Origin of the sequence: Silvimonas terrae (genome assembly GCF_014202765.1) — a bacterium.
GTDB lineage: Bacteria > Pseudomonadota > Gammaproteobacteria > Burkholderiales > Chitinibacteraceae > Silvimonas > Silvimonas terrae.
Window position 1 is genome coordinate 19,468 of record NZ_JACHHN010000005.1, and the last position, 24,642, is coordinate 44,109.

Annotated in this window: 25 protein-coding genes; 13 read left to right on the forward strand and 12 right to left on the reverse strand. The window is 57.9% G+C overall.

Features of this window, described 5'->3' with window-relative positions; all coding sequences use genetic code 11:
* Positions 1–15 precede the first annotated feature (15 nt).
* Positions 16–1,671, reverse strand: a complete 1,656-nt coding sequence (locus tag HNQ50_RS12855) for a P-loop ATPase, Sll1717 family (RefSeq protein WP_184101391.1) — start codon at positions 1,669–1,671, stop codon at positions 16–18.
* Positions 1,672–1,896: 225 nt separating this feature from the next.
* Between HNQ50_RS12855 and HNQ50_RS12860 the strand changes: the two genes are divergently transcribed.
* Together HNQ50_RS12860 and HNQ50_RS12865 are read left to right on the forward strand one after the other, a co-directional pair.
* Positions 1,897–2,427, forward strand: coding sequence for an REP-associated tyrosine transposase (locus HNQ50_RS12860; RefSeq protein WP_184101393.1), 531 nt, complete (start codon positions 1,897–1,899; stop codon positions 2,425–2,427).
* 112 nt (positions 2,428–2,539) lie between these two features.
* On the forward strand, positions 2,540–2,932 hold the full coding sequence (locus HNQ50_RS12865; RefSeq protein WP_184101395.1) for a DUF1801 domain-containing protein: 393 nt from the start codon (positions 2,540–2,542) through the stop codon (positions 2,930–2,932).
* 199 nt (positions 2,933–3,131) lie between these two features.
* Here the strand turns inward: HNQ50_RS12865 and HNQ50_RS12870 are convergent, their stop codons facing one another.
* A complete protein-coding gene (locus HNQ50_RS12870) occupies positions 3,132–3,917 on the reverse strand; it encodes a DUF1223 domain-containing protein (RefSeq protein WP_184101397.1) in 786 nt (261 codons plus the stop codon).
* 81 nt (positions 3,918–3,998) lie between these two features.
* Complete coding sequence (locus HNQ50_RS12875; protein ID WP_184101399.1) at positions 3,999–4,421, reverse strand: YccF domain-containing protein; 423 nt, start codon at positions 4,419–4,421, stop codon at positions 3,999–4,001.
* Between the two features lie 216 nt (positions 4,422–4,637).
* Between HNQ50_RS12875 and HNQ50_RS12880 the strand changes: the two genes are divergently transcribed.
* The 6 genes from HNQ50_RS12880 to HNQ50_RS12905 all read left to right on the forward strand — a co-directional run bounded on the left by HNQ50_RS12880 (position 4,638) and on the right by HNQ50_RS12905 (position 10,277).
* On the forward strand, positions 4,638–6,266 hold the full coding sequence (locus HNQ50_RS12880) for an NAD(P)/FAD-dependent oxidoreductase (protein ID WP_184101401.1): 1,629 nt from the start codon (positions 4,638–4,640) through the stop codon (positions 6,264–6,266).
* A gap of 87 nt (positions 6,267–6,353) precedes the next feature.
* Complete coding sequence (locus tag HNQ50_RS12885; protein WP_184101403.1) at positions 6,354–6,581, forward strand: RNA-binding S4 domain-containing protein; 228 nt, start codon at positions 6,354–6,356, stop codon at positions 6,579–6,581.
* Between the two features lie 185 nt (positions 6,582–6,766).
* Positions 6,767–8,125 carry an amino acid permease gene (locus tag HNQ50_RS12890; protein WP_184101405.1) on the forward strand — a complete coding sequence of 453 codons (1,359 nt, stop codon included), beginning with the start codon at positions 6,767–6,769 and terminating at the stop codon, positions 8,123–8,125.
* Between the two features lie 240 nt (positions 8,126–8,365).
* Positions 8,366–8,905, forward strand: coding sequence for a BON domain-containing protein (locus tag HNQ50_RS12895; protein ID WP_184101407.1), 540 nt, complete (start codon positions 8,366–8,368; stop codon positions 8,903–8,905).
* A gap of 225 nt (positions 8,906–9,130) precedes the next feature.
* The gene (locus HNQ50_RS12900) at positions 9,131–9,664 is read left to right on the forward strand and encodes a BON domain-containing protein (protein ID WP_184101409.1); all 534 of its coding nucleotides are present in this window, start codon (positions 9,131–9,133) and stop codon (positions 9,662–9,664) included.
* A 295-nt stretch (positions 9,665–9,959) separates the two neighbouring features.
* Entirely contained in the window at positions 9,960–10,277 is a 318-nt protein-coding gene (locus HNQ50_RS12905; protein WP_184101411.1) for a BON domain-containing protein, read from the forward strand.
* An 83-nt stretch (positions 10,278–10,360) separates the two neighbouring features.
* On the opposite strand, the gene HNQ50_RS12910 is transcribed toward HNQ50_RS12905, so the two are convergent.
* Both HNQ50_RS12910 and HNQ50_RS12915 read right to left on the reverse strand, forming a co-directional pair.
* Positions 10,361–10,852, reverse strand: a complete 492-nt coding sequence (locus HNQ50_RS12910) for a M48 metallopeptidase family protein (RefSeq protein ID WP_184101413.1) — start codon at positions 10,850–10,852, stop codon at positions 10,361–10,363.
* Positions 10,849–12,255: an MATE family efflux transporter gene (locus HNQ50_RS12915; protein ID WP_184101415.1), complete on the reverse strand. Its 1,407-nt coding sequence runs from the start codon at positions 12,253–12,255 to the stop codon at positions 10,849–10,851. Before HNQ50_RS12915 ends, HNQ50_RS12910 begins: the two co-directional genes overlap by 4 nt.
* A gap of 74 nt (positions 12,256–12,329) precedes the next feature.
* Between HNQ50_RS12915 and HNQ50_RS12920 the strand changes: the two genes are divergently transcribed.
* Positions 12,330–12,659 (forward strand): GIY-YIG nuclease family protein, encoded by a 330-nt coding sequence (locus HNQ50_RS12920; RefSeq protein WP_184101417.1) that lies wholly within the window; start codon positions 12,330–12,332, stop codon positions 12,657–12,659.
* Here the strand turns inward: HNQ50_RS12920 and HNQ50_RS12925 are convergent.
* Entirely contained in the window at positions 12,643–14,031 is a 1,389-nt protein-coding gene (locus tag HNQ50_RS12925) for an HD-GYP domain-containing protein (protein WP_246428708.1), read from the reverse strand. The genes HNQ50_RS12920 and HNQ50_RS12925 overlap by 17 nt on opposite strands.
* 252 nt (positions 14,032–14,283) lie before the next feature.
* Here HNQ50_RS12925 and HNQ50_RS12930 point away from each other — a divergent pair, with 252 nt between their 5' ends.
* Positions 14,284–15,105 carry a class I SAM-dependent methyltransferase gene (locus HNQ50_RS12930; RefSeq protein ID WP_184101419.1) on the forward strand — a complete coding sequence of 274 codons (822 nt, stop codon included), beginning with the start codon at positions 14,284–14,286 and terminating at the stop codon, positions 15,103–15,105.
* A gap of 563 nt (positions 15,106–15,668) precedes the next feature.
* Here HNQ50_RS12930 and ugpQ read toward each other — a convergent pair.
* Positions 15,669–16,421, reverse strand: a complete 753-nt coding sequence (gene ugpQ, locus HNQ50_RS12935) for a glycerophosphodiester phosphodiesterase (RefSeq protein ID WP_184101421.1) — start codon at positions 16,419–16,421, stop codon at positions 15,669–15,671.
* 252 nt (positions 16,422–16,673) lie between these two features.
* Between ugpQ and HNQ50_RS12940 the strand changes: the two genes are divergently transcribed.
* From HNQ50_RS12940 to HNQ50_RS12950, 3 genes are all read left to right on the forward strand, one after another.
* Positions 16,674–16,946: an oxidative damage protection protein gene (locus tag HNQ50_RS12940; RefSeq protein WP_184101423.1), complete on the forward strand. Its 273-nt coding sequence runs from the start codon at positions 16,674–16,676 to the stop codon at positions 16,944–16,946.
* A 117-nt stretch (positions 16,947–17,063) separates the two neighbouring features.
* Positions 17,064–19,145, forward strand: coding sequence for a polyphosphate kinase 1 (gene ppk1, locus HNQ50_RS12945; RefSeq protein WP_184101857.1), 2,082 nt, complete (start codon positions 17,064–17,066; stop codon positions 19,143–19,145).
* 9 nt (positions 19,146–19,154) lie between these two features.
* Positions 19,155–19,628, forward strand: a complete 474-nt coding sequence (locus HNQ50_RS12950) for a SixA phosphatase family protein (RefSeq protein WP_184101425.1) — start codon at positions 19,155–19,157, stop codon at positions 19,626–19,628.
* 242 nt (positions 19,629–19,870) lie between these two features.
* On the opposite strand, the gene HNQ50_RS12955 is transcribed toward HNQ50_RS12950, so the two are convergent.
* The 5 genes from HNQ50_RS12955 to HNQ50_RS12975 all read right to left on the reverse strand — a co-directional run bounded on the left by HNQ50_RS12955 (position 19,871) and on the right by HNQ50_RS12975 (position 24,521).
* Entirely contained in the window at positions 19,871–21,064 is a 1,194-nt protein-coding gene (locus HNQ50_RS12955) for a heme biosynthesis HemY N-terminal domain-containing protein (RefSeq protein ID WP_184101427.1), read from the reverse strand.
* Complete coding sequence (locus HNQ50_RS12960) at positions 21,061–22,107, reverse strand: uroporphyrinogen-III C-methyltransferase (RefSeq protein WP_184101429.1); 1,047 nt, start codon at positions 22,105–22,107, stop codon at positions 21,061–21,063. Before HNQ50_RS12960 ends, HNQ50_RS12955 begins: the two co-directional genes overlap by 4 nt.
* A complete protein-coding gene (locus HNQ50_RS12965; RefSeq protein WP_184101431.1) occupies positions 22,104–22,859 on the reverse strand; it encodes a uroporphyrinogen-III synthase in 756 nt (251 codons plus the stop codon). Before HNQ50_RS12965 ends, HNQ50_RS12960 begins: the two co-directional genes overlap by 4 nt.
* Positions 22,860–22,865: 6 nt before the next feature.
* Entirely contained in the window at positions 22,866–23,813 is a 948-nt protein-coding gene (gene hemC / locus HNQ50_RS12970) for a hydroxymethylbilane synthase (protein WP_184101433.1), read from the reverse strand.
* An 87-nt stretch (positions 23,814–23,900) separates the two neighbouring features.
* Positions 23,901–24,521, reverse strand: coding sequence for a hypothetical protein (locus HNQ50_RS12975; protein WP_184101435.1), 621 nt, complete (start codon positions 24,519–24,521; stop codon positions 23,901–23,903).
* Positions 24,522–24,642 lie beyond the last annotated feature (121 nt).

The window sequence follows — 24,642 nt, forward strand, 5'->3', positions numbered from 1 at the left end:
CTTATTTCTTATACATCATGCTTCTTTATAGAGAATAGGGATTTTATATTTTCTCTTCTTTATATCTCTATTGCTTTCTATTGTTTCAAAAAAACCAATCACCTGAAGAAATGCCAAAAATCCGGCTTCCATATCCTTCTCTGGAAAATTCACATTTTGAGATACCCACTTATAATAAAATGAATTCTTGTTTTTAATTTTTGTTAAAAAATCATTAAATGAAGAAGTCCATTTTTCGTCAAGCTTTGCAACATGCTTGATATAATCTTCTTTGGCTTGTATATAAGAAGAATATACCAAGTCCGAACTAAAAATCTCCCACCCCCAACCAACACTAACTCGGCGCGTGTGCACGTTCAAATCGGGATTTTCTGTGTAATAATGAGCAGTCTCAGCGATCAATTTCTTCAGAAATATTAGAACTTGCCTAGGGGTGCATGAATTATTTCCATCCAGAAAATGTGTACTAAAAAATTCATGGCAATCGATGCCAACTTCTTCACCCTTGGAGTTCTTATGCTTTAATTTTTTTTCAAACAACAACGAAATTATGCTTTTATCAAATGTTTCAAATAGAGAAATTGAACGCTTCTTTCCAAATAATTTTCTCCAGAGGATAGCAAAATTATAAAAAACACCTTCTTTCTTTCGCGTCGCAAGGACACGCTCATACCATCTCAATTCTGTTTCCGTTAAATCAATAGACTCGGCTATTTGCTGCGTCTCCCAAGCATCTGTCTCACAGAGAGCGCAGAATAACCTTTTTGCGATGAATGATTGAATCTCCGATGAACTCCATTTCAAGACCAGGGTATTATCTGCAACTTTATCCGGTCCTAAAGAAGAAAGGTTCAGTCTGTCATGCAAATCACTACGCAAAAATATTTTGAATCTAATAAAACCAACAGATTGAAGGTCATCTTCAACTTCTAGGAGAGATTCGATAAATTCGCGTTGAGTTTTATAATCCTCATGCGTTACGAATTTATCCAGTTTATCAATAATAACCAATGCGCTTTTAACTTCTCTGCCTTTTAAAGATCGTTCCAAACTGGATATAATTTTGTCCAAATTAATTTCAACAGTTTGTTTCTTCTGATGGACTTCTTTTCCCGCTTCTATTTCGATAGGCGTCGAACTTATCTTTGCTTTTATTTTAAAAGAAATGGTAGATAACAAATTTCTCATTACCTGAGTTAGAGAGACGTCTACATCTCCACCAATTTGGTAGAGAAAATCTCTAACCTGAACCTCGTCTTTGCTGCAGGGGAAATCCTCCAAACTTGAGACATGAGAGCTAATTGCTCGTACAATCTGAAACTTCCATATTAATTGATATAAAACCCGACTACTAACACCTGAAAAATATTGCCCAGCTATTTTTCTCAATTCTTCGAATTGGATCTGCTCTTCTATTGGGACGATAATTTCATTCTCAAAATCACCTATAAGATCGCTTTTATTTTTAAGTAATTTGAATAAGGTGCTTTTCCCAGATCCAAATGAACCAACGACAATTGAATGTTTGTCTAAACAAAATTGATCTATAGACCTGGTTTTGATAAAAACATTTTCAATGTTGTTATCGCGATGTCCATCTGCGTGACCTAAATTAATTCTGTTAAGCGTTTCTATAGGAAACGGATCTTTGAGTTTATTTTTTGCTTTCATTTTGTAAAAATCACCATAAAACCTACTATCGTTACTAAAAAATAGAGAACGAACTTGAAGTCAGCGTGGCGCCTCTCTTTGCCATACGAAAAGATAGAATATCGCTGTACTCTGACTTCACCCACTCGGGTTGTATTGGCACTCACCTCATCTCCGCACCAAAACAAGGCGCCAACTCTCCAAACATACTACGGTGTATGTTTCTACGTAAGCAGACACTAATCAATGTCGCGCTATCGCCGCAGTTTCGTTGATGGGGGCAGCTATTTCTTCACGGTCGCTTTGACAAATCGCAAAGAAAACTTACTGATTTGGCATATCGACAAGCTGCGCTCAGCCGTTCAAACCGTGAAACGCACACATCCATTCCTGATCGATGCCTGGGTGGTTTTGCCTGAACACATGCATTGCATCTGGACCTTGCCTGAAGGCGATGCGGATTACCCTTTGCGCTGGCGGTTAATCAAATTGCTGTTTTCTCGTGCGCTACCCCATACAGAATTTGTCACCTCAACCGCACAGGCACGTGGGGAGCGAGGTATCTGGCAGCGCCGGTATTGGGAGCATACGGTCCGGGATGAAGAAGACTTTGCCCGGCACGTGGCCTATATCCATTTCAACCCGGTCAAGCATGGGTATGTCCAGCGCGTGGTGGATTGGCCGTATTCGACGTTTCATCGGTATGTTGCGGCGGGGCTGCTGCCGGAGAATTGGGCAGGCGAAGGCGGGGAGATCGATGGTATGTTTGGTGAATGACCGTAGGGTGGGTTCGCGAAGCAACCCACCTTTGCAATGATGGATACTGCTGCGATGGTGGATTGTCGCTACGCTCCGAATCCACCCTACATAAATCACTGAGGCGAAACCCATGCACAAAACCAGCGGTGACCCGAACCGGCCGGCTCCCATCCTGATCGACGAACGCATTGCGGAACTGAACGACTGGCGTGGTGAGACTTTGGCCAGGCTGCGTGCGCTGATGCATGAAGCCATTCCGGACGTGGTCGAAACCTGGAAGTGGGGCGTGCCGGTGTGGGAGCACAACGGCATCATCTGCACCGGGGAATCCTACAAAGCGGCGGTGAAGCTGACTTTCCCCAAGGGCGCGACGGTGGCAGACCCCAAGCAGTTGTTCAATGCCAGCCTGGAAGGTAATGCGCGGCGGGCGATTGATTTCAAGCAAGATGCAACGCTGGATGAGGCAGGTTTAAAAGCGTTGTTTCAGGCCGCAGCGGCGTTGAACAAGCCCAAGGGCAAATGAGCGCGTTTACCGTAGCCCGGACGAAGGCCCAAGGGGCCGGGAATCCGGGGTGGCGGTGCGGGCAAGAATCTGCTGGCGGCGCAACCCCGGATTCTCGCCGCCCCACGGCCACTAGCTCCTGCAATTTCCGGCAACTTGGTGGGGGCACCCACCAAGGGGCGCGCTTCATCCGGGCTGCTCCTGACCCCCGCATGCTGGATCAACGCGCGCAATCCGCCGTACTGACGGCCTGGATAACCTCTGCCGTTTGCGGGTTTTGCAGCCACGCCACCACACGCACTTGTTTACCAGTAGATGCCGGCACGGCCAGCGTGGTTTGTACTGCGCCGTCTGCATGAACGGGTAGCGCCGGGGTCATGGCGCGGACGACGTGGGCGTGGGTGAGGGTGGCGCCGCTGTTTTCTCCGGCAATCACGTGCGAGACCAGGCCGCTTTCCGCCACAGCCACCCGCAGTTGCAGGTTGGCGTCTGGCTTCAGGCCACTGGCTTTGGCCGAGATCGCCAGCCGGTTACCGGGTTGCGGAGTAGCGCTGACGTACAGGCCAGCGGGGGCACTCTGGCTGGTGTTCTGGTTCATCAACGCGTCCAGCCGGCTGCGCCAGTCCAGCAGGGGCGTGCCGTTGATGAAGAAATGGGGCGTATAGACCACGCGGCCGCCGGTGGCGTGGACCATCCATTCTTGCAGCTCGCCATAGGCAGGATCAGCAAACAGGTCTCGCCAGCCCTGGTCGTCCCAATAGTTCACGTGGAACGCCAACGGCACGATGGGGCCGCTTTGGGCGCTGGTAGCGCTGTTCAGCGCATTCAGGCGCGTGTCGGCGGGCGGGCAATCTGAACAGCCTTCAGAGGTGAACAGTTGCACCAGCGCGGCGCGGTGGGTGCCGCTTTGCGCCTGGCAGGCAGCCGCCAGAGCCTGGCTGGCGGGCAACAGCGCCAGCGCAAGACTGGCGAGCAGGTGGATCAATGGAAAAGGTAACGGGCGCATGGCAAACCTCTGTGGGTGTTCGATACCGTTAGAGTCGTGCAGCGCGCCCGTTTATGACACCGCCTGGCGGCAGAGGATGATCTAGCCGCGCATGGAGAACATGCGGTCTTTCTCCACCACGGTCTGGCCGATAGGGGCCAGTGCAATCAGCGCCAGTTTCAGGTGTTGAATACCAAACGGAATGCCGATGATGGTGATGAAGTTGGCCGCCGCACACACCACGTGACCAATGGCCAGCCACCAGCCGCCAAAGACAAACCAGATCACGTTGCCCAGAAAACCCAGCGCGCCGGTGCCGATATCGTGCCGGCCGTTCACATCCCGCCGGCTGACGGCTTCCCGGCCAAAGGGCCACAGCGCAAAGCCGCCAATCACAAAGCAGGCTTTGGCCCACGGAATACCAACAATGGTGATCAACATGATCAGGCCGGCCAGCCACCAGCCCAGCGCCATCCAGACGCCACCCAGTACAAACCACAGAATATTGCCGATCAGACGCAGCATGGTTTCCCCTTTTTCAATGTTCTAAAGGCCGCTTGATACAAAAGATCATAATGGGCCATAGAGTTGCGTCAAAGTTCTATGCGGGCCACGTGTGACGAGCGTGACAAATACCAGGCCAGTCGCGCGTGTCGCCCCAAACCCGGCGTGGGCGCGGCATCCGGTACAATCGCGGGTTTGCGGCTGCGCTGGCCGCCACTTTTGTCTGGATAGAACCGTATGCTGCGACTGAATGAAATCAAACTGCCCCTGGATCACACGCCAGAAGAACTCCCCGCCGCCATCGTGGCCCGGTTGGGGATCAAGGCCGATGATCTGATCAGCCATTCCATTTACCTGCGCAGCTACGACGCCCGCAAAAAAGCCAACATCCTGCTGATCTACACGGTGGATGTAGAAGTCCGCAACGAGGCCGCGCTACTCAAGCGCTTCAAGAACGACACCAAAGTCAGCGTCACGCCGGATACCAGTTACAAACCCGTTGGCTTTGCGCCAGACAATCTCAAACATCGCCCGGTGGTGGTGGGTCTGGGGCCCTGTGGCCTGTTTGCCGCGCTGATCCTGGCGCAGACCGGCTTCAAACCCATTGTGCTGGAGCGCGGCAAGGCCGTGCGTGAACGCACCAAAGATACGTGGGGGCTGTGGCGCAAGCGTGAGCTGAATCCGGAATCCAACGTGCAGTTTGGCGAAGGCGGCGCGGGCACGTTCTCTGACGGCAAGCTCTATAGCCGGATCAAGGATCATCGCCACCACGGTGACAAAGTGCTGCACGAGTTTGTACTGGCCGGCGCACCGGAAGAAATCCTCTACGTATCCAAGCCGCACATTGGCACGTTCCGCCTCGTGGGCATGGTGGAAACCATGCGGGAGAAGATCATTGAGCTGGGCGGGGAAATCCGCTTCCAGACCCGCATGGATGATCTGATCGTGGAAAAAACCACCGACGGCAACCAGCAGGTGCGCGGCGTAAAGACCCAGACGGGCGAGATCATCGAGACCGATCACGTGGTGCTGGCTCTGGGCCACTCCGCGCGCGACACGTTCCAGGTGCTGTTTGATCGCAATGTGTATATGGAAGCCAAACCGTTCAGCGTGGGTTTCCGGATCGAGCACCCGCAATCCCTGATCGACAACGCCCGCTTTGGCCCCAACGCCGGCCACCCGATCCTGGGCGCGGCGGATTACAAGCTGGTGCATCACGCCAGCAACGGCCGTGCGGTGTACAGCTTCTGTATGTGCCCGGGCGGCACCGTGGTGGCGGCAGCATCTGAGCCTGGCCGCGTGGTCACCAATGGTATGAGCCAGTATTCACGTAACGAGCGCAATGCCAACGCCGGCATTGTGGTCGATATCAGTCCGGAACGGGACTACCCCGGCCACGTGCTGGCGGGTGTGGAATTCCAGCGCAAGCTCGAATCCGCCGCCTATGTGCTGGGCGGCAGCAATTACAGCGCGCCGGGCCAACTGGTGGGCGACTTTATTGCCAACAAGCCCTCCAAAGACTTTGGCAGTGTGCAACCTTCGTACACGCCGGGCGTGCATCTGACCAATCTGGATACCGTGCTGCCGGACTTTGCCATTAGCGCCATCCGCGAAGCCCTGCCGGCCTTTGGCCGCCAGATCAAGGGTTTTGATATGCATGACGCCGTGCTCACGGGCGTGGAAACCCGGACCTCTTCCCCGGTGCGTATCCGCCGTGACAATGAATCGCTGCAAAGCCTGAACACGCGCGGCTTGTACCCGGCGGGCGAAGGTGCAGGTTACGCCGGCGGCATTATGTCGGCGGGTGTGGATGGCATCAAAGTGGCAGAAGCCGTGGCCATGTCGATCCTGGCCCAGCCGGTCTGAAACGTGATTTATCCCCCGGACAGTCGGCCCGGCAGCGCGCCTGCGGTCGGCCTGGGCTGTTAACATTCTTTTTTTGCGGGCCACCCCATGCACATGCTCGAAGTCGAGATCGATAGCGAATACATCGCGCTGAATGATTTACTGAAAATCGCCGGAGTGGTCGATAGCGGCGGCGCTGGCAAGGCGCTGGTCGCCAGCGGCGTAGTCAAGGTCGATGGTGTGCAGGAACTGCGCAAGACCAACAAGATTCGACCGGGTATGACTGTGGATGTGGATGGGCAAGTCTTGATCAAGGTCATGGCAGTCTCACAATAACCGCTAGAAACACGGTAGATAATCGATATCCCGACTTGAGGCAGCACTGGCTGCGTGCCAAAGTCAAAGCCGGCCAGGTGTTTGCCTGGCCGTGTTTTTTTGTTGCGATTTGTCGCCTTTGATGTGTTTGTTTGATTGATTATTTGATTGAGCCGGTGCTACACCGGATTTGCAGGAAACCTGTTTTGGATACATCCACTCAACAAGATGGCCTCAAGCGTGGCCTGAAAAATCGTCATATCCAGTTGATTGCGCTGGGCGGGGCTATTGGCACCGGGCTGTTTCTGGGTTCGGCCGGTGTACTTAAGGCCGCTGGCCCCTCCATGATTCTGGGTTATGCCATTGGCGGATTTATTGCGTTTCTGATCATGCGCCAACTGGGCGAAATGGTGGCGCAAGAGCCCGTGGCCGGCACGTTCAGCCACTTTGCCTATAAGTACTGGGGCGACTTTGCCGGCTTTTTGTCTGGCTGGAACTACTGGGTACTGTATGTGCTGGTCAGCATGGCGGAACTCACGGCGGTCGGGAAATACATTGAATTCTGGCGGCCGGATATTCCCACCTGGGTGTCGGCACTGGTGTTCTTTCTGGCGATCAACGCGGTCAACCTGGCCAACGTCAAACTGTTTGGCGAGATGGAGTTCTGGTTTGCCATCATCAAAGTGGTCGCCGTGATTGCCATGATTGTGTTCGGCGGCTACCTGTTGCTGAGTGGTCACGGTGGCCCGCAGGCCAGTTTCAGCAATCTGTGGAACGATGGCGGCTTCTTCCCGCATGGCTTTGGCGGCCTCTTCATGATGCTGGCGGTGATCATGTTCTCTTTCGGCGGGCTGGAGCTGATCGGCATTACCGCCGCAGAAGCAGCAGACCCGCGCAAGAGCATCCCCAAGGCCGTCAACCAGGTGATCTACCGGATTCTGATCTTTTACATTGGCGCGCTGACTGTGCTGCTGTCGCTCTACCCGTGGAGCAAGGTGGCGGCTGGCGGTAGCCCGTTTGTGATGATCTTCTCGCAGATTGGTGAAGGGCTGACCGCCAATATTCTCAATATTGTGGTGCTCACCGCCGCGCTCTCGGTCTACAACAGCAGCGTTTACGCCAACAGCCGCATGCTGTACGGCCTGGCAGAACAAGGCAATGCGCCGCGTTCACTGCTTAAGGTGAACCGGCGCGGCGTACCGGTGGCGGCGATCTTGCTGTCTGCGCTGGCCACCTTTACCTGTGTGATCGTCAATTACGTGATCCCCGCGCGCGCGCTGGATGTGCTGATGGCCCTGGTCGTTGCGGCGCTGGTCATTAACTGGGCGCTGATCAGCCTGACGCATATCAAGTTCCGCCGGGCGATGGATGCTCAAGGCGAGACCATTGTGTTCCGCTCGTTCTGGTTTCCGCTCAGTAACTGGATCTGTCTGGCCTTCATGCTGATGATTCTGGGTATTTTGCTGTTCACACCCGGGCTGGATGTCTCGGCTTATCTGGTGCCGGCGTGGTTGTTCATCATGTGGCTGGGTTACCGCTACAAAGTAAAAACCACGCGCAACTAAGCTGTTGGTGGCTGTTGATATGGAGAAAAAGGCTGTCCTGATCAGGGCAGCCTTTTTTGTTAACTTTTTCCAGGCTGTCAAAAGGATGACTGCCGTCCCTCACCTATGGGGCATTAAATAAGTTTGACGTGTCAGTAACATGTCCTATGCATAAGTCTGGGCTCGATAAAAGTTTGCCCGCCAAACCACATGAATCGGGCCCTGGCCACCACAATGATCTTCCAATGAGAGGGAATAAGAATGAAACAGCTTCTTGTGCGCACCACACTGGCACTGGCATTGGGTCTGGGCTTTGGCGTCACCGCTACTTCCGCATGGGCTGATGGCGCCAATGGCGAAAATGGCGAGGCTGCTACCGCAGCGAGTACCGCCAAGCCGTCTGTGACCACCCAGGTCAAAAAGGCGCTGAAAGACCCGGCCCTGGGCGCATCCAAAGTCAAGGTCAAGAACAAGAAAGGTGTGATCACCCTGACCGGTTCCGCCGCCACCAAGGATCAGGCTGCAGCAATTGCTGATGCCGCTGGCAAGGTCGATGGCGTGAAGAGCGTGGTGAACCACATCATCACCGCTGACTCGCTGACCGGCCAGGTCAAAGCCGCCCTGAACAAGGATGCCACCCTGCATGCCTTTAATCTGGGCGTGAAGGAAAACAACGGCGAAGTGACTCTGTTCGGCTCTGTGCAAGAACAGGAAGACTCTGAAAAAGCCGAAACCATCGCCAAGGGTGTCAGCGGTGTGACCTCGGTGAAGAACCTGATCAACGTGGCTCACCCGCACTGATCGGACGTATCCGCAGACGGCGGTTTACCGCCATGCAAAAAACAGCGGCTCAGGCCGCTGTTTTTTTGTCCGTGCGCCGCTGACACCACAAAGGGGTTTGCCTGCCCGGCGGGATGCTCTATGCATACTTTGGGAGTGATCAATGTATTGACTGCCGTTCTGGAGGGATCGCGCCCATAAAACCAACTTTCGTTCGGGTCTCACAGTCTCATAAGGAAACCAAAAATGTTGAAACAACTACTGCTGCGTTCCACGCTTTTCATTACCCTGGCACTGGGCTTGAGCGCCGTATCCGGTATCGCGTGCGCGGATGGCGACACACCGCAAGGCGCACCCACCGCCACCGCCGCGCCCTCTGTCACCAAACAGGTGAAGCAGGCGCTGAAAGCTGACCCTTCACTGGGTGCCTCCAAGGTCAAGGTCAGCAACAAGAAGGGCGTCATCACGCTCAACGGGTGGGTGGCCAACAAAGATCAGTCTGACAAGATTGCCGATACCGTCAGCAAGGTGCCGGGCGTGAAAAGCGTGGTGAATCATCTGCAGACGGCGGACTCGCTGGCGGGACAAGTGAAGGCTGCACTGAGCAAGGATGCCACGTTGCGCACGTTTAACCTGGGCGTACGGGAAAGCAGTGGCAACGTCACGCTCTTTGGCTCCGTTCAGGAACAAGGTCAGGCTGACAAAGCCGCAGAGATCGCAAAAAGCGTGAGTGGTGTGACTGGCGTAACCAACCACATCAACGTGATGCAGACCAACTGAACTACCGCAAAATAACACTTTGTAGCGTTTGTTCTGAAACAGCGGCCCTGGCCGCTGTTTTTTTTATGCTGGCGTGCCGCTAACCCTTGCCAGTGAAGGCTTTGCGGCAGATCAAGCCCTGTTCATTCTTGAGGACGTCCATCGTTTTATTTCCGGTTTGCGGAGAGTTGTCATGAAATCGCAATGATTGATTCATACATTTCCGCCTGAGTCGGAATTCCCTGCGCGCGTTAAGCGCACGCCGATCCGTTTTCAACTGCTCTTATTCATCCGGTCTTGTGACAAGGAAAAAGAAATGAACAAACTGCTCGCACGTACACTGATCGCTGCCGCCCTGGTTGTTGGCACCTCTTTCACCGCAACTGCCGCCATGGCTGCTGATGCTGCCGCCGCTGCTGCACCGACCGACGAGCAACTGGCTGCTGCGGTCAAGGCTGCTCTGGACGCTGACGCTAACCTGAAGCCGTTCAACCTGGTTGTGACCGCCAAGAAAGCCGAAGTCTCTATCGACGGTACCGTGGATCACGGCGAACAAATGGCCGAAGCCGGCCAGATCGCTGAAAAGGTGCCGGGCGTGAAGTACGTCATCAACAACATCAACCCGAAGGACTAAGCGTTCACCACGCTGATCCAGGATGTTGAAAAAAGCCCGGTGCGAACCGGGCTTTTTTGTTGGTCAGCGGCGGTTGATCCGGCTTAACCCGCCGCCCGCAGCGTCAGCCAGACGCGCAGGTCAAATTCCAGTTGGTGATAATCCGGCTGCATGTGGCAGCACATCTGGTAAAAGGCCTTGTTGTGGTCTTTCTCTTTCAGGTGCGCCAGTTCATGCACCACGATCATGTTCAGAAACTCGGGCGGCGTTTCGCGAAAGAGGGTGGCGATGCGGATCTCGTTCTTGCGCTTGAGTTTGCCGCCCTGCACGCGTGAGGCAAAGGTATTGGTCCCCAGCGTGCCGCCAATCAGATCAAGCTGGTTGTCATACTGCACCCGCGCTGGCTGCGGCGCGTTTTTCAGATACCGCTGTTTCAAGTCAGTCACATAGTCGTACAGCGCTTTATCGGTCTGGATTTCGTTCCTGTCCGGGTAACGCTGGCTCAACCACGGGCCCAGCTCACCGCTATCGAGCAAACGCTCCACCCGTGCTACCAGCTCCGCCGGATATCCCGTCAGATACCGCAGTTTGCTCATTTGGCCACCACTGCCTCGCCTGCGGCCGGGGTGGATGGCACCACCATACGCGCGCGACGCCAGCCACCAAAACGGTAGTACAACAAGGCCAGGGTGAGCGAGACCACCGAGCCCACCGGGAAACTCCACCAGATGGCTTCCTGGCCCATGTGGGTGCTCATCAGGGAGGCAAACGGCAGCCGCGTCAGCCACATGGCAATGATCAGAATCACCAGCGGCGCCACCACCGCGCCAGTGGCGCGCACAGTGGCAAACAGCACAATGGTCACACCGAACAGAATGAACGACCAGGAGACAATCCAGTCGATATGGCGGGCCACACCCATGGCCGTGGCGTCATCAGGCAAGAACAGGCCCAGTACCAGGTGGTCCAGCAGCAATAACAGCGTGACCAGCGCACCCGTCATCAGAAAATTGAACAGCACACCGACCCGCGTAATCCGCGATACCCGGTCCCACAGCCCCGCACCGACGTTCTGCGCCACCATGGAGGACACGCCCGCGCCCAGCGCCAGCGCAGGCATCTGGATGTAGTTCCACAGTTGCGAGGCCACACCATACGCGGCGGTCACCGTCGAGCCGTGCGCATTCACCAGACTGATCATGACAATGGCGGAAGACGCAATCACCAGCATCTGCAACCCCATCGGCAGGCCCTTGAAGATCAGCGCGCGCAAGATGGCCGGGTCCGGCTTGAGGTAATGCAGTTCATGCCGCCCCAGCAACAGAAAATATTTGCGGCGCTTGAGAAACCACATCATGGCGATCAGGCTGCCGCTTTGTGCAATCAGCGTGGCCGTGGCCGAGCCGGCAATACCCATTTTGGGAAACGGACCCCAGCCAAAGATCAGGATCGGGTTAAGAATGATGTCCGTCACCGCCGAGAGCAGCATGAACCAGAACGGCGTACGCGAGTCACCGGTTCCACGCAGTGTCATCATCATGACGTTGTACAGATACATGAACGGCACGGCGATGAAGATCACCCGCAAATACGCCACCGCGTAGGGGCGCGCGTCCGCTGGCGTGCCCATGGCATCCAGAATATGCGGCGTCAGGATGACCCCGGCCAGCGCCAGCAACACGGACACCACCACAAAGAAGGTCGCACTGGTGCCGACGACGCGGCGGGCCTGATCCATATTGCGCGCCCCGACCGCCTGGCCGACCAGGATGGTATTGGCCATGGACAGCCCGAATACCACGCCCAGCAAAAAGAACAACACGATATTGGCGTTGGAGGTCGCCGTCAGCGCGGCTTCGCCCAGGTAATGCCCGACCCACATGGAGTTAATGGAGGCATTGAGCGATTGCAGCACGTTGCTGCCCAGCACCGGGAGCGAGAACAAAAACAGTGTCCGCCCCACCGGACCGGTGGTGAGATTCATACGGGACTTGGACATGCAGCGGCCCCAGCTTTATGTGATGATCAGAGCCCCGAATATTGGCGCGTTTACGCGCGCACGCAAACCCTTTTATGCAGCCCGTTGCCGAAGGCGTCACCACGCCCTGGTTTGTTTATCTGATTGAATGCCGCAATGGCAGCTTGTACACCGGCATCAGCAATGACGTGGCAGCGCGATACGTCGCCCATGCCAGCGGCAAAGGCGCGCGTTATACCCGCGCCAATCCACCGGTACGCCTGATGGCCGTGCTGTGTTGTGCGGATCGGGCCGAGGCCTCGCGGCAGGAATACGCCACCAAACGGCTGAGCCCGAAAGCCAAACGGGCGCTCTGTGCCAGCAACCCGCCCGACGCCGCCTTGCTGGCGCAACTGGCCGACCGCTTGATCAGCCCGGCAGGGTGACTTCCGCCACGCGGCACAGCGCCTCAAAACAGCGCGGATCGATAGCGGTGCCGACACTCTTTTTCATGATCGCCAGCGTTTCATCCACCGACATGGCCGGGTGGTAGGGGCGTTCTGCACTGATGGCGTCAAAAATATCGGCCGTGGTCACAATGCGGGTTTCCAGCGTAATGGCTTCACCCTTGAGCCCGCGCGGGTAACCTGAACCATCCAGCCGTTCGTGATGCGCTGCGGCCATGCGCGCCAGTTCGCGGAACGAAGAAATGCGCGAAAGGATGGCCTCGGTATAGCTGGCGTGCATCTTCACGGCTTCCCATTCTTCATCGTCCAGCTTGCCGGGTTTATCCAGAATGGAGTTGCTGACACCCAGCTTACCCACATCATGCAGCAACGCGGCGCGCCGCAGCCAGCGCCGGCGTGGCTCCGGGATATCCAGCGCGGCCGCAATGGCATCGGTATACAGGCCAACCCGCTGGCTGTGGCCAGCGGTAAACGGGCTCTTGGAATCCACCACCTCGCCAAACGCTTCGGCAATATCATCCAGGTAATCGTCATCCAGCGGCACGGCGTACTGCGCCGGCTCCAGCGCCAGCACCGCTTTGGTAATCTGGTCAGACTCCAGCATTTGCCAGAACAGGGCATCCGCCGCGATGGACTCAAACGCGCGGCACAGTTCCGGGTCAAACCATTTGCCGGCGCGATTGCGCACCTCGTTGATGGCCGCCCCGCGCCCGCCGGAAAAATGAAACACATCAATCACCTGGGCCAGCAAGGCAATTCGCGCGGCCAGCGGGATATCCTCGCCCTTGAGGTGCGCTGGTCGACCGGAACCATCCCAATGCTCGTCCAGCGAGCGGATACCGGCCGCCACGGATTCGTTGAAACGCAGGCGCCGCGCGATTTCCGCGCCCCGGTCACAGCGGGTCTGGATCAACTCCTGCGACATCTCGCCGCCGTTCTTGAGCACATTCATGATGGCTTGCAGGCGTTCGCGCCAGCGCGCGTTGCGACCCGTGTGGCTGAACACAAACCCGAGGATTTCCGGCAGGCCAGAGCCCACCAGTTTGAAGCTTTGCTTGAAGCCCAGATCGTCTGTGAGGTAAAGCTGGCAGATGCGCGCCGCGTTGCTGCTACAGCCCAGATCCTTGAGCAGCAGGGTGTAGTAGAGATCCCACTGCTCCCGCTCGCTCACCCCCAGTTCCCGGGCGATATTGAGGCCAATCCAGCAGCAGCGGACACAATGGCCTTCTGGCTGGCCTTCGGTGATGTCCAGCGCATAGCTGAGCGAAGCCATCAGGTCCGCCAGCTTGAGACGCGACACCGGGCTGGCGGCGGCAGCGGCCGACATGAACAGGGTGGATTGTGCATTCATTCAGTGTGACTCCAGAACCGGACAGCCTGACACTGCTCTCCAGTCTGTAAGTTTATACACGCACAAAATCATGATTGAAATCAAATATCATGTTTTTGCTTACGAATCGACCAACGGTTATCCGGCCCCCGGCCTACCCTGCGGAACAAGGCATAAATCCTTTATAATTCAGGCTAATCCAGCTGCCCCAGTACCCGTTACCCCGGACAAACCAGCCCGACGCCGGTTTTTCTGTCCGTAAAGAGATCGCCCGTGAACAACACCCCTGAAATCCGCCCCGGCCAGTCGGTCGAATTGCTTAAACAACTGCATATCCTGACCCGTGACGGCAAACTCAATCAGGACAGCCGCCGCAAGCTCAAGCAGATTTACCACCTGTACAACTTTATTGAGCCGCTGCTGACCGAAGTGCTGAACCGTCATCCGGACGTGTCACTGGTGGATCACGGCGCGGGCAAGTCTTACCTGGGCTTTATCCTGTACGACCTGTTTTTCAAAGCGCGCGACGCCGGTCAGATCTACGGCATTGAAACCCGCCAGGAACTGGTAGATGGCTCCCGCGAACTGGCTGACCGACTGGGCTTTGGCCGGATGTCTTTTCTGCATGAAACGGTCGAGCAATCCATCACCTCCAGCGCCCTGCCCGAACAGATCGACGTGGTCACCGCGCTGCACGCTTGTGACACCGCCACGGACGACGCCATCCGCTTTGCCCTGGAAAAAGACGCGCACCATATCGTGCTGGTGCCGTGCTGCCAGGCCGAAGTGGCCTCGCACCTGCGCAAGCTAAAGAACCAATCCTTTGGCAAAACGCCGCTGTCTGAAATCTGGCGCCACCCCATCCACACCCGCGAGTTTGGCAGCCAGATCACCAACGTCCTGCGCTGCCTGTTGCTGGAAGCGCATGGCTACCAGGTGACGGTGACGGAACTGGTGGGCTGGGAGCACTCGATGAAGAACGAGTTGATCATCGCCAGTAAATCCGGCCAGCGCCCACGTAATGCCAAAGAGCGGGCAGAAGCGATTCTGGATGAACTGAATCTGGGTGAGATGCGCTACCGGTTTGTGTATTGAGGGTGCGGGTGTTTTTGCATGCATGGCGGTCCCGGATTCTCGCTGCGCTTCATCCGGGCTACAGGGCTACTGGCCTGCATTGCAAAGGCCACCTACGGCGGCCCACTGGATTCCCGCCTGCGCGGGAATGACGAAGTGGTGGGCAGGGCAACCCACTCTTGCGAGCAGACGGTTTGCGGGGTTGGGGTTGGGGTTGGGGTAGCCTTTGGTGTTGGAGTTGCCTTTGACTTTCCTCCCCCATCAAAGCCCAGCGCCGAGGGCGTGGAGGGAGACCTTAGGCTCCCGACCAACCGAGGGCAGCCCGGAGGGCCGCCAGGCTGGGGTCGCCTTTCTTTTGGGTACTTTTCTTTGGCGACCCAAAGAAAAGTGCCGTGCTCCCGGGCACCCCCGGGTTTGTAAACGCCTTTCAGCCCCGCGCCAAAGGCGCTAACACGCACAACAATATAAACCAGGTCCGCCACCCCGGCCTGACGACCTTAATCCGGGCTACGAAGTGGCACTCCCTATCTATTTTGAAAGACGCTAAGATGGATTGTGCCACAGCCCCCAATCCCCCTGCGCCCTCATCCCTCCCCTAAAACGCCCTCATCCCGCATCACCCCCAACTCATCCGTAAACACCCCACTCACCCCCCAGCCCTTGAGTTCCCGCGCCCGCGCCACATCGTTCACCGTGTACGCCAGTACGTGATACCCCGCCTCGCGCACCGCATCGACCCGCGCAGCGGTCAGTAGTTTGTGGTTGCAATGCAAAGACACCGCTTCCAGCGTCTGCAAGCGTGCTTGCCAGTCCTCGTGCCAGTGATCAATCAGCCAGCCAACCGGCAACCACGGGGCGGCGGTCACGGCGGCCTGGAGTGCTTCGTAAGAGAAAGAGGACAATAGCGGCGGCACGGCTTCACCTTGCCAGAACAGTGCAGCGTCCCGCGCCACCAGCTTGCCGGTGTCGACCTCCCGCCCAGGGCAGGGTTTGATTTCCACATTGGCCAGCAACTGGTTACGTACACAGTACAAACCCACGTCACTGAATGCCGGGATGGGTTCGCCGGCAAACTCTTCACCTTTCCAGCGACCGGCGTCGATATCCTGCAATTGGGCAAAACGCTTGCTGGCCATGGGGCCGTGGCCATCGGTGGTGCGCTCCAGCGTGTCGTCATGCAACAGCACGCAGACATTGTCCGCGGTGAGTTTGACGTCGAACTCCACCGCGCCATAACCGTATTCGGCAGCTTTCATCATGCCGGCCAGCGTGTTTTCCGGGGCCAGGCGGCCGCCGCCACGGTGGGCAAACAAAAAGGGGTAGGGCCAGTCGTTCATGAGCACATACCTGCATCAAAGTGGGGTGAACAGGTTCTCAGACGATTATGCAGCATGGATTGTTCCATCGACATGTCAGACCGCCCGCGCGCCCAAAGCGTCAAACCTGTCAGGCATGCGGTGTATACTGGCAGGCTTACCCGAAAATTCAGTAACGTGGCGTACCGGCTATTGTTTTTGCCTGATAGCACGGGTTTGTCACGCTGCGGCAATATCGGTGTCATTCAATACAGTCATTGAGCGAGAGCAAGTATGAGCAGAACCGTTAACTGCGTGAAACTCGGCCGCGAGGCTGAAGGCCTGGATTTTCCGCCAGTACCGGGTGATCTGGGAAAACGCCTGTGGGAAAGCGTCTCCAAAGAAGCCTGGCAAGCATGGGTGCGTCATCAGACCATGCTGATCAACGAAAACCGGCTGAATCTGGCAGACCCAAGCGCACGCAAGTATCTGCAACAGCAGATGGAAAACTATTTCTTTGGTGGTGGCGCAGATGCGGTACAGGGTTTTGTGCCGCCCTCGCCCTAAGCACTAACGCGGCCGTCCACTGACGGCCGCTGATCGACAGGCACCACCCGCTTGCACGCCCGGCATGTTTCTTGCCGGGATAACGGATCAATCAACCGCCACGCAGACACCATGAACATGATCTACAAGCCCGCAGAAAACCAGTTGTTGCTTAACCGCGAACTGGGACTCCTGGAATTCAACCGCCGCGTTCTGGCGCAAGCGGAAGACCAGGGCAATCCGCTGCTGGAGCGGCTCAAGTTCCTGTGTATTGTTTCATCCAACCTGGATGAATTTTTCGAAGTGCGCATGGCATGGCTCAAGGAGAACATGAAGCTCTCCGCCACGCGCCTGTTGCCTGAGGGCGTCACGCCCATGCAGGCCTTCGAGTGGATCACGCGTGAGAGCCATGAGCTGGTTGAACGCCAGTACCGCGTGTTTGGCGAGGTGATGCTGCCGGCGCTGGCCGCAGAGGGCATCCACTTTTTCCGCCGGACGCTGTGGACAGATACCCAGCGTGAATGGGTGCGGGATTACTTCTTCCGCGAACTGATGCCGGTGCTCACCCCAATCGGACTGGACCCATCCCACCCGTTTCCGCGCGTGCTGAACAAGTCGCTCAACTTCATTGTTGAGCTGGAAGGCCGGGATGCTTTTGGTCGTAATTCCGGCATCGCTATTGTGCAAGCGCCGCGTATTCTGCCCCGTTTTGTGAAATTGCCATCGGAAGTCAGCGGCGTGGAACACGGCTTTGTGTTCCTCTCGTCCATCCTGCACGCTCATGTCGATGAACTCTTTGCCGGCATGCGCGCCAAGGGTTGCTACCAGTTCCGCGTCACGCGGGACTCTGACGTGTCGGTGGATAACGATGAAGATGTGAAAGACCTGCGCGCCGCGCTGGAAGGCGAATTGTCGCAACGTCCGTTCGGCAGCGCCGTGCGCCTGGAAGTGGCGGACAACTGCCCGCTGCATCTGCAGGATTTCCTCAAAGAACAATTCCGCCTGGAAGACGTGGACGTCTACCGCGTCAATGGCCCGGTGAACCTGGTGCGCCTGATGCAGGTGCCCGATCAGGTCGATCGCCCGGATCTGAAGTTTGAACCGTTCATGCCCGGCACACCGGTAGAACTGCGCAAGCAGACCGACCTGTTTGCCGCCATCCGCCACGGTGACGTGCTGCTGCATCACCCCTACCAAAGCTTCACGCCGGTGATTGATCTGCTGCAGCAAGCCGCGCTGGACCCGGCGGTGATTGCCATCAAGATGACGGTCTACCGCACGGGTTCTGATTCCGCCCTGATGGAAGCCCTGGTGGAAGCCGCCCGCCGTGGCAAGGAAGTAACTGCCGTGGTGGAACTGATGGCGCGCTTTGATGAAGAAGCCAACATCAACTGGGCCGCCAAACTGGAACGCGCTGGCGCACACGTGGTGTACGGCGTTTACGGCTACAAGACGCATGCCAAGATGCTGCTGATCGTGCGTCGGGAAGAAGGCAAGCTGCGCCGCTACGCCCACGTGGGCACCGGTAACTACCACCCGCGCACGGCCAAGCTGTACACCGACTTTGGTCTGATGACCGCGCATGAAGAAATCACCAGCGACGTGAACGACGTGTTCATGCAGCTGACCGGTCTGGGTCTGGCCGGGGACCATTACCAGTTGTGGCAATCGCCGTTCACGCTGCAGCCCAATATGGTCAAAGCCATCGACCGCGAAATTGCCCACGCGCGCCTGGGCCGCAAGGCAGTGATCATCGCCAAGATGAACGCCTTGCTGGAACCGACCATTATCGAAAAGCTGTACGAAGCCTCGCAGGCCGGTGTCACCATCCACCTGATCGTGCGCGGCGTGTGCGCACTGCGCCCGGGCATTCAGGGTATCTCTGAAAACATCCGGGTGCGTTCCATTGTCGGGCGCTTCCTGGAACACCACCGCGTGTTCTACTTCTATAACGACGGCGTGGAAGACCTCTACCTGTCGTCCGCCGACTGGATGGGCCGCAACCTGTTCCGCCGGATCGAAATTGCTTTCCCGATCCTGGACCCGCGTGTCAAACGCCGCGTCATCCGCGAAGGTCTGCGCCCGTATCTGGTCGACAATGCCCAAGCCTGGGAAATGCAGTCGGATGGCCGCTATCGCCGCAAGACCGCACGCACCGGCAAGAAACGCAGCGCCCAGGCGGGCTTGCTGGCCGATCTGGCCGCCAAGCAGCGCAACTAAGGCGAACCCATGGATTTGATCTTGTGGCGTCATGCAGAAGCGGAAGACGGTTCGCCTGATCTGAAACGCGCGCTGACGCGCCACGGCCACGTGCAGGCCAGATTGATGGCGCAATGGCTGGCCCCCCGGCTGGCACAGCAGTCTGTGCGGATTGTTGCCAGTGAAGCCTTGCGCGCCCAGCAAACCGCCACGGCCTTATCGACGGATTTTCTGGTCGATCCGCGCCTGAACCCGGATGTACGCGGCCCGGCGGACTACCTGGATGTGACTGGCTGGCCGGAAGGCAAAGAGGGCGACATCACCATTCTGGTCGCCCACCAGCCCACCATTGGCCGTCTGGCCGGTTTGTTGCTGACCGGGCTGGACCAGGACCTCTCGACCAAAAAAGGTGCAATCTGGTGGATTCAGCGCCGCTTGCGTGGTGGCGCGGTGCAGTACTGTTTGCGGGCCTCCATTTCGCCGGATTTGCTGCAGAACGGTTAAACCTGCCCGCCCAATAAAAGACCGCCCTTCGGGGCGGTTTTTTTGTTGGGCAACCCTTCCAGGTCGCCCGGATGAAGCCGCAGGCGAAAATCCGGGGTCGAGTCACTGGCCGGGGAGCTTTCCTGCATGGCAACCCCGGATTCTCGCTGCGCTTCATCCGGGCTACTCAATAACCTGTATCCCAAGCCGGCCAATAAAAAACCGCCCAAAAGAGCGGTTTTTTGTTGAACGCAAATATGGGCTTAACGTGGCAGCGCAAGTTCCAGCGCTGCACGGTAGTGCCGGGCGGCATCGTCGTGACGATCCAGACGTTCCAGCAACTCCGCCAGCTCTGCGTGTGCCACGGCGGTTTTCTCTACCGCCAGGCACGCTTCCAGATAGTTCAGCGCCTTACCCCACAGGCTGCGGGCACTGCACAGACGACCCAGTGTCAGCAGCAACTGGCTGTCTTCCGGATGCGCGACCAGCCAGGCTTCCGCCTGCTGCAATTGTCCCACGCGTTCTTCTGCGGGCAAATCCAGCCGGCCGTAACGCTCGACCAGATCACTGGACCACTGCCGGGCCAGCGTCTCTTCAATGATGACCCGTGCTTCCTCCGCCGAGCCTTGCTCACTGAACTGATCGACTGCCGCCGCGGTAATCTGCGGCAGGGCTTTGTCTTCAGCCGACAGCTTGAGCCACCAGTTCTTCAACTCACGTCCTGCCAGCACGTGACTGGCCAGCAGCGACAGCAGCGCCTGCGCACGAATGCGCGCCACCTGGGCAACATCCAGCGCGTCCGACTTGGCCAGTTGCTCACACAAGCGCAAGACGGCTTGCGGGTTGTCTTCACGCTGGCGCAAGCGCAGTTCCAGCCGCATGGCAGCGGTCAGCTTGGGCGAGACTGCCCGCGCTTCGGCAATGGCGCTATCGGCATCGGCATAACGGCGCTCATCAAGGAACAACTCCGCCATGGTCATGGCCAGCGCCAGATGCTGGGGCGTGAGCTTTTGCTTGAGTTCGGCAAAGTAGCGGTCCCGCTTGCCGTAATCACGCATGGCATGGGCAGAACGTGCAGCCAGCAGCCCATTGACGGCAATGGCTTCGGCAGTGCGGCTGGCGGCATACGCTTCACCCGCCAGACGTTCTGCGCGTTGATAGCGGCCTTCATGAAAGGCAATGCGCGATTCACGCTCCAGCTTGATGGAGGCGTCTTGCGCCTGGCGGTCGCGGTAACGCTTGACGCGCGTGGGCAAGCCGCCCAGTTCGCGCACCAGACGGGTCACGGCATACAGCACCGCCACCGTAATCAACACCAGCAAGATAAAGACGTTGAGCGAGATTTCCACCCGCCACGGCGGCACAAACAACAGCGCGTAGCCGGTGTTCACCTGGGCGAACAATGTCACGCCGACGGCCAGGGCAAACAGGGCGATCAACCAGACCAGAATTCTCACGGCTTGGCCCTTTCCGCCGTCGTCCGGGCGGAGCGCACTGCCGCAAGACTGCTATCGAGCGAGGGCAGGTTCTGGGCAAAGGAAATGCGGGACAAATCATTGAGCGCGGCCTGTGCGTTCTGTACCGGCTTGGCGCTGCCATCAAAATACTGGGCCAGATAACGATTCACCGCCGCCAAATCCGCCTTGAAGCCCTTTTCATCGTGCGAGAACAGTTCTGTACGCGCATCCAGCAGGCGCAATTTCATGTTTTCGCGCAGGAACAGCGACTGGTCGGGTGTCAGCAACGCGGCGTCCGGTTTATCCATGCGCCGGATCTGGATCAGCGCCTTGATGTCGGCCCACAGTTCCGCGCCAAAGCTGCCCGCCCAGGAACGATCTGCGGTGTTGCTGGCGGGTGCGGCCGGAGCCCGGTTCACATCGACCGACAACGGCAACTGATCCAGCTCATCAATCAAGCTATTGAGGCGCGCAGTAATCCCGACGGTATCGAGCACCGGCAGTGCCTTGAGCTTGTCCATGTCATGCGTGACCGCCTGGCGCAGGGAGATCAGCTCCGGCTTGTTGAGTTCTTGCAGCTTGCGGTCAGCGGCGTCCAGCACCGTCAGCGCGGCCGTCACATTGCCGGTGAGCTGCAATTGCTGGCTGGCGTAGGTCAGGTTCTGTTCGATATCCGCCAGCGAGCGCTGGGTGTCACTGCGGGTCAGCGTGTCGTACATGCTGGCCAGCGAAGATTGCTGGCTCTGCGCCTCTGCCTCTTTGGCCGAAACGAGGGCAATCTGCTGCTGCACGGTGCGCAGTTGCAACTGGGCGGCGGCGTAGCTGGCCTGGGCATCCTGTTCACGCTTGGCGGCCTGGGCGGATTGCTCCGCCAGCTTGGCGCGCAAACCGTCCACTTCATGCTGTTGATGTACCCAAACGGCGCCAGCAGCGACGATCGCCACCACCGCCAGCCATACACCGGGCTGGTTCAAGGTAAAGCGGCGCGGTGGTTTGGGATGAGTTGTCAGCGCGGCCGACAGAGAGTTCTGGTCCTGGGTCATGGCGTCCTGTTGAAATAACGGCACAGCGAAGTCACGATGCCAGCATCACCCGCTTCAGTGGCGACAATCCGGGTTGCGCCGTGTTCTGCCAGTGCAGCAGCAATCCGCGGGTGCGGCGTGAAATATAAAACCGATTGTAGCCGCTTGCGGTAGCTGGCTTCAAATTGCGTAAAAAGGTAATGCGCCGCTTCCGAGCTGGAAACCACGGCGGCATCGCAGCCAGCATCCAGTTCTGCGCCCAGCCGGGCATTGTCAAACGCGGGCGGCAGCCGCCGGTAAGCGCTGACCAGCGTCAGCTGCGCACCGCGTTCGCGCAGGCCGGCGGGCAAAATGTCCCGCCCACCGTCCCCCCGGAACAACAACACTTTGCGCCCGGCCAGAGTGTGCAGACGGGGTTCAGCCAGCAGGCCCTCGCTATCAAACTGCCGAGCCGGCGCAATCACGTCCGCCATGCCATATTCTAGCGCGCGGCGCTCGCTGCCAGGCCCCACCACAGCCACCGGCACCTTCGCCGGCCAGGGCTGGTGCCAGCGTGCCATCACCGCATCCATCGCAGAGGGGCTGACAAAGATGACCAGATCCGTCTGCGGCAGTTCCGCCAGTGCGGCATCCAGCGGGGCCAGGTCAACCGGCGGTGCGATCTCCAGCAGGGGCAGGCTGACCGGCAGCGCGCCGGCGCTGCGCAAACCTTCAATCAACGTTTGCGCCTGGTTTGCCGGACGGGTCACCCACACGCGCTGGCCGGTCAGCATGGCGGTTCAGTCTGCCGCTGCGGTGGCAAGGCGCTTGAGGACCTCCGCCGCGCCTTCGGTCAGCAACAAATCGGCCACCTGCAACCCCAAGCCATTGGCGGCCGCGCGCGAGCCATTGGCTTCGGCATAGACCATATCGGTGCCGTCCGGATTGGCAACAAATCCGCGCAGGCGCAAGAAGCCATCGTCATCTTCGGCAAACGCGCCCAGCGGAATCTGGCAAGAGCCGCCCAAACGGCGTGAAAGGGCACGCTCTGCCTGCACGCATGCGGCCGTAGCGGCGTGGTTGAGCGGTGCCAGCAGGGCTTTGAGGTCGTCACGGGCATCCAGAATCTCGATGCCCAGCGCGCCCTGACCCGGTGCAGGCAGGCTGTCTTCGGCGCTGAGCGTTTCGCGAATGCGTTCGGCATAACCCAAGCGCTTGAGGCCAGCGGCAGCAAGGATGATGGCATCGAACTCGCCGGCATCCAGTTTGCCCAGCCGCGTACCCAGATTGCCGCGTAAGGGTTTGATGGTCAGATGGGCAAAGCGCGCACGCAACTGGCTTTCCCGGCGCAGGCTGGACGTACCCACCACCGCCCCTGCCGGCAGATCCGCAAGGCTGGCATAGCGGTTAGAGACAAAGGCGTCGTAGGGGGTTTCACGTTCACTGATGGCCGCAATGGCAAAGCCTTCCGGCAACACCATGGGAACATCTTTCATGGAATGCACCGCCAGATCAGCCCGGCCTTCTGCCAGTGCGGCCTCCAGTTCCTTCACGAACAAACCTTTGCCGCCGATCTTGTTCAGGGTGCGGTCCAGAATCTGGTCACCCTTGGTGGTCATCCCCAAGAGTTCTACCGTCATGTCCGGATACAGCGCCAGCAGACGGTCGCGAACGTGATTGGCTTGCCACAAGGCAAGCGGGCTTTCGCGCGTGGCAATGACAAGACGTTGGGATGCGGCGGTGGTCATGGACGGTATCGCAGGTCGGGAGCAAACCGCCATTCTAGCGCGGGATGGCGCAATCACCACTGCCGCTATCCGCAAGCCGGTGCTGTTTTAGCGGCGATCGTCAAAAACAAAGGGGTTCAGGTCGAAGTCCACGTCACCAGACCACTCTGGCCGGACTTCCGCCGGTTTCTGCAACGCCTCCCGCGCCAGCCGTTCCCGTTTCAATTTGCGGTTCTGGCTTTGACGCAGTAAAAACACCGGCACACACACGGCCAGTGCCGCCAGCAAAACTGCAATCAGCGCTTCAGAGTACGACGCCAGGGACTGCAGAATGCTGTTTTCGTCGGCCGGCCGGGCCCCCCCGGAGCCGTCAGACTGGCTTTGCCCGTCACTCGTCGCCTGCGGGCTGGCACGGGGCCGCGCCGGCGTGGGGCTTTGTTGCTCCAGCAGGCGCATGCGCAGTTCAATCGCCGTTTGCTCCATGCGCAATTGTTCCAGTGAAGCATCCAGCACCGGGGAGGAAACCGGCCGTGGTAGCGCTTGTGCGTCTGACAAACGCCCATCCAGCATCAATGGCACCGGGGGATCGCCAATTTGCAGTCTGGCGCAGCCCGCGGCGGAGGCACCGGGGCAATCAGCGGCCAGCGTGGATTGCGTCCACAACACCAGCATCAGTACGCCGGCAAAACACCATGACCACTCGCGGCGGTCCGAAAGACTGGATGACATATGCTCTTGCTCCCGCAGCGGCCAGGTTCATACCACCCGCAAAAGACAAGAGCATATTTTTGATGCTGCACCCCGGCCATAAGGTCAGCCTTATTTTTGGAACAATCGGATATCACCCCGC

Excerpts from the sequence above, each read along its gene's own strand:
- HNQ50_RS12965 (WP_184101431.1), bottom strand. The coding sequence starts at position 22,859 with ATGCTGACCGGCCAGCGCGTGTGGGTGACCCGTCCGGCAAACCAGGCG.
- HNQ50_RS12875 (WP_184101399.1), bottom strand. The coding sequence starts at position 4,421 with ATGCTGCGTCTGATCGGCAATATTCTGTGGTTTGTACTGGGTGGCGTC.
- HNQ50_RS12860 (WP_184101393.1), top strand. The coding sequence starts at position 1,897 with ATGTCGCGCTATCGCCGCAGTTTCGTTGATGGGGGCAGCTATTTCTTC.
- ppk1 (WP_184101857.1), top strand. The coding sequence starts at position 17,064 with ATGATCTACAAGCCCGCAGAAAACCAGTTGTTGCTTAACCGCGAACTG.
- HNQ50_RS12915 (WP_184101415.1), bottom strand. The coding sequence starts at position 12,255 with ATGTCCAAGTCCCGTATGAATCTCACCACCGGTCCGGTGGGGCGGACA.
- hemC (WP_184101433.1), bottom strand. The coding sequence starts at position 23,813 with ATGACCACCGCCGCATCCCAACGTCTTGTCATTGCCACGCGCGAAAGC.
- HNQ50_RS12920 (WP_184101417.1), top strand. The coding sequence starts at position 12,330 with ATGCAGCCCGTTGCCGAAGGCGTCACCACGCCCTGGTTTGTTTATCTG.
- HNQ50_RS12960 (WP_184101429.1), bottom strand. The coding sequence starts at position 22,107 with ATGACCCAGGACCAGAACTCTCTGTCGGCCGCGCTGACAACTCATCCC.
- HNQ50_RS12855 (WP_184101391.1), bottom strand. The coding sequence starts at position 1,671 with ATGAAAGCAAAAAATAAACTCAAAGATCCGTTTCCTATAGAAACGCTT.
- HNQ50_RS12900 (WP_184101409.1), top strand. The coding sequence starts at position 9,131 with ATGTTGAAACAACTACTGCTGCGTTCCACGCTTTTCATTACCCTGGCA.
- HNQ50_RS12950 (WP_184101425.1), top strand. The coding sequence starts at position 19,155 with ATGGATTTGATCTTGTGGCGTCATGCAGAAGCGGAAGACGGTTCGCCT.
- HNQ50_RS12865 (WP_184101395.1), top strand. The coding sequence starts at position 2,540 with ATGCACAAAACCAGCGGTGACCCGAACCGGCCGGCTCCCATCCTGATC.
- HNQ50_RS12940 (WP_184101423.1), top strand. The coding sequence starts at position 16,674 with ATGAGCAGAACCGTTAACTGCGTGAAACTCGGCCGCGAGGCTGAAGGC.
- HNQ50_RS12880 (WP_184101401.1), top strand. The coding sequence starts at position 4,638 with ATGCTGCGACTGAATGAAATCAAACTGCCCCTGGATCACACGCCAGAA.
- HNQ50_RS12895 (WP_184101407.1), top strand. The coding sequence starts at position 8,366 with ATGAAACAGCTTCTTGTGCGCACCACACTGGCACTGGCATTGGGTCTG.
- HNQ50_RS12885 (WP_184101403.1), top strand. The coding sequence starts at position 6,354 with ATGCACATGCTCGAAGTCGAGATCGATAGCGAATACATCGCGCTGAAT.
- ugpQ (WP_184101421.1), bottom strand. The coding sequence starts at position 16,421 with ATGAACGACTGGCCCTACCCCTTTTTGTTTGCCCACCGTGGCGGCGGC.
- HNQ50_RS12870 (WP_184101397.1), bottom strand. The coding sequence starts at position 3,917 with ATGCGCCCGTTACCTTTTCCATTGATCCACCTGCTCGCCAGTCTTGCG.
- HNQ50_RS12910 (WP_184101413.1), bottom strand. The coding sequence starts at position 10,852 with ATGAGCAAACTGCGGTATCTGACGGGATATCCGGCGGAGCTGGTAGCA.
- HNQ50_RS12975 (WP_184101435.1), bottom strand. The coding sequence starts at position 24,521 with ATGTCATCCAGTCTTTCGGACCGCCGCGAGTGGTCATGGTGTTTTGCC.
- HNQ50_RS12905 (WP_184101411.1), top strand. The coding sequence starts at position 9,960 with ATGAACAAACTGCTCGCACGTACACTGATCGCTGCCGCCCTGGTTGTT.
- HNQ50_RS12925 (WP_246428708.1), bottom strand. The coding sequence starts at position 14,031 with ATGAATGCACAATCCACCCTGTTCATGTCGGCCGCTGCCGCCGCCAGC.